Genomic DNA, 2,613 nt, shown 5'->3' with positions numbered 1-2,613 from the left:
CCAACACATTTGGAACATGAGTAATTTTCTACTTTCATATTTTTATTTTCATCTATAAAAATAAAACGAGTAACCATTTAAATTACTCGTTTTTTGATTGATTTTTATTTAATTTCTTTGGTAAACCGCATTCATATAGGAAACCAACAGTTCTGAAACATTACCAAAATCCTAACAACATCACTATTAAGCTGCGTTAAGTCAAATGCAATCAACTGCATATATCGTTTTTCTTCTTCATTAATAGGAACAGAAAATATATCACCTATTTTTGTCTTTAATCTTTTTGCCATCATTCGAAATCAGGATACACAAAGTTAAATTTTCCCGTTTTTATTCGTTCAACTATTGCAAAAGGTGGCATCACAATTCCAATTTCTGCATTACGGTTTTTTCCCTCTAATTTTCCAATATTTGTAAAATTGTCATCGTTAATATGCCAGATTCTCCAATTATTAGAAACTTTTACTAGTTCTCCATTTACTTTTTGTCCGTAATCTAACGTCCCCCTAAAAACAATATTATCAATATTTGGGTTAACAATACTTTTGCCTTCCTGTGTAAAAAGATTTTGTTTTACACCCACATTTATCATTGTATGAGCGTGAAAGTCGATTTCTCCTGAAAGCAATTTCTCATAATCGGGTTGTTCATCTTTAGAATATTCCTTTTTATAGGAACGAATCACATCGCTATTAAGTTGGGTTAAATCATTTGCGATATACTGAAAATATTTTTTATTGCCGTTGTCTAATTCTACGGAGAATATATCTCCGATTTTTGTTATTACTCGTTTTGGCATTATTCAAAGCTTGGATAGAAAAAATTATATTGACCAGTTTTCATTCTATCAACAATATCATAAGGATTGACAACTAAACCTAAATCTGCTTTTTTATTATTTCCTTCTAGTTTTCCAACGGGGGTGAAATTTTCATCATTAATTCTCCAAACGTACCAATTTTCAGATACCTTTATAACTTCATTATTTATTTTTTTACCTGAATCTCGAGATCCTCTAAATAAAGGGAGCCGAATATCTCCAACATCCTCAATATTTCCAATTTGTGTCCAAAGATTTAATTTAATACCGAATTTAGTCACACAATGAGCATAGAAAAAAACTTCATCTTTCACTATTTCTTCTAATTTTGGTTTATCATTAATAGAATATTTTTTTTTAAATGCTCTGATAACATCACTATTTAGTTGTGTTAAATCAATTGCTATTAGTTGCATATATCGCTTTTCTGTTTCACTAATTTGAACTGAAAATACGTCCCCTATTTTTGTTGCTATTCTTTTTGCCATATTTTTTTTATTAACTAAGGTGTTACACCATAAAAACTCCATTTTTTTGGAGAGATAGAATTGATTTTATTTAATAAAACACCTCCGTTTCTCTGTAATCCCCATTGATTGATTAGATTTTGCTCCATAATACGAGCTTGTGATTTAGTTAAAGATCCTTGAATAGCTTCAAATCTTAACAAACTTTTTTCACCACCTGCTGCCATATGTTCTGCAAATCGTAGAGCCGGGTCACGGCTTGTAATTCCTGCATATCTAATATTACCTGCTGCATCAAGACCATGATAAACAGAAAATGTTCCTCTTTCGCTAAAATTTGCTAATATTCTTGGAGCAATTCTTCCATACAAATTACTAGCAATTCCGGATAGATATCTTCCTGCACCGATAGCTTTCCAACCTGCTGAGAATAATGCTCCACCTGCAAACTGAATTGGCAGTTCCAGAAACAATCCTCTTTCTAACGCTCCAATAGACTTTCCGATTTTTGTTTCATTAATGGCTGTTTGCCATTCGCTCATTGCCTGTTGAGTATTCCAATTTGCTTGCACGCTTTGAATCCCACTTAATAAAACGGCGCTATTGAAGTCACTTTTTACATAATCTCTACCACTGCTTCCGCCGCCTTGTCCTGACATTGCAACTCCTTCAATATCTACGGCAAAACTGGAGTTATTTTTCATGAAATTATTCATCCCCGAAACACTTCCACCGCCACTGAAATAATTGAATAATTCGTTGATTTCGCCCTGGTTGGTCGTTGAAATCATATTACCATCTGCGCTTCTGGTATACATCCCGGTAGGATCTGAATAATTTGCAGGATTATTTAATGAAAAATGAAAAGGCGTCTGATCTGCGTATGATTCTGAAAGCGCATCCATTCCGGTGAATCTTCCTACATCAGGCATGTAATGACGGAAGTCCATCGCATACATACCCGTTTCTTCCTGCATTTCTTTACCGTTGTATTCATACTTATAGCTACCACCAGCATTAATTCCTTCACGGTATCTTAAGCCAAATGCATAGTAATCATTTTGCTGTACAATAGCCGCTGTATTTCCTTCTCTTGTAAAACTTACTCTTACGTTACTTAAATGATCGCTGTAGTGGTAAATATAGCTATTATTTACAAAATCAAAATAACATTCCGAAGTCGTAAAAAATTTTAAACCATAAGCACCCGTAAGACCTGTATCATTTTTATATTGAAAACCATCGATATATTCTGTAGTAGCAAAAGCATCTCTACGGTTTCTTCCAGAGAAGTAATGATGTATCTTTTTAATTTTTACACCA

Annotated in this window: 3 protein-coding genes; all 3 read right to left on the bottom strand. The window is 33.2% G+C overall.

Features of this window, described 5'->3' with window-relative positions; genetic code table 11:
* Positions 1-292: 292 nt before the first annotated feature.
* On the bottom strand, positions 293-802 hold the full coding sequence (locus OF897_RS10540; protein WP_267265645.1) for a hypothetical protein: 510 nt from the start codon (positions 800-802) through the stop codon (positions 293-295).
* Positions 802-1,311, bottom strand: coding sequence for a hypothetical protein (locus tag OF897_RS10535; protein WP_267265644.1), 510 nt, complete (start codon positions 1,309-1,311; stop codon positions 802-804). Before OF897_RS10535 ends, OF897_RS10540 begins: the two co-directional genes overlap by 1 nt.
* 14 nt (positions 1,312-1,325) lie before the next feature.
* The coding region (locus OF897_RS10530; RefSeq protein ID WP_267265643.1) for an RHS repeat domain-containing protein at positions 1,326-2,613 on the bottom strand (1,288 nt) is incomplete at its 5' end.

The sequence above is a fragment of the Chryseobacterium formosum genome (assembly GCF_026460885.1).
Classification (GTDB): Bacteria; Bacteroidota; Bacteroidia; order Flavobacteriales; family Weeksellaceae; genus Chryseobacterium; species Chryseobacterium formosus.
The sequence above is the reverse complement of the archived record's forward strand: the minus strand, read 5'-3'. Positions and strand labels throughout refer to the sequence as shown.

Bases quoted from the DNA above. Each gene is read 5' to 3' on its own strand.
- OF897_RS10540 (WP_267265645.1), bottom strand. From the start codon at position 802: ATGCCAAAACGAGTAATAACAAAAATCGGAGATATATTCTCCGTAGAA.
- OF897_RS10535 (WP_267265644.1), bottom strand. From the start codon at position 1,311: ATGGCAAAAAGAATAGCAACAAAAATAGGGGACGTATTTTCAGTTCAA.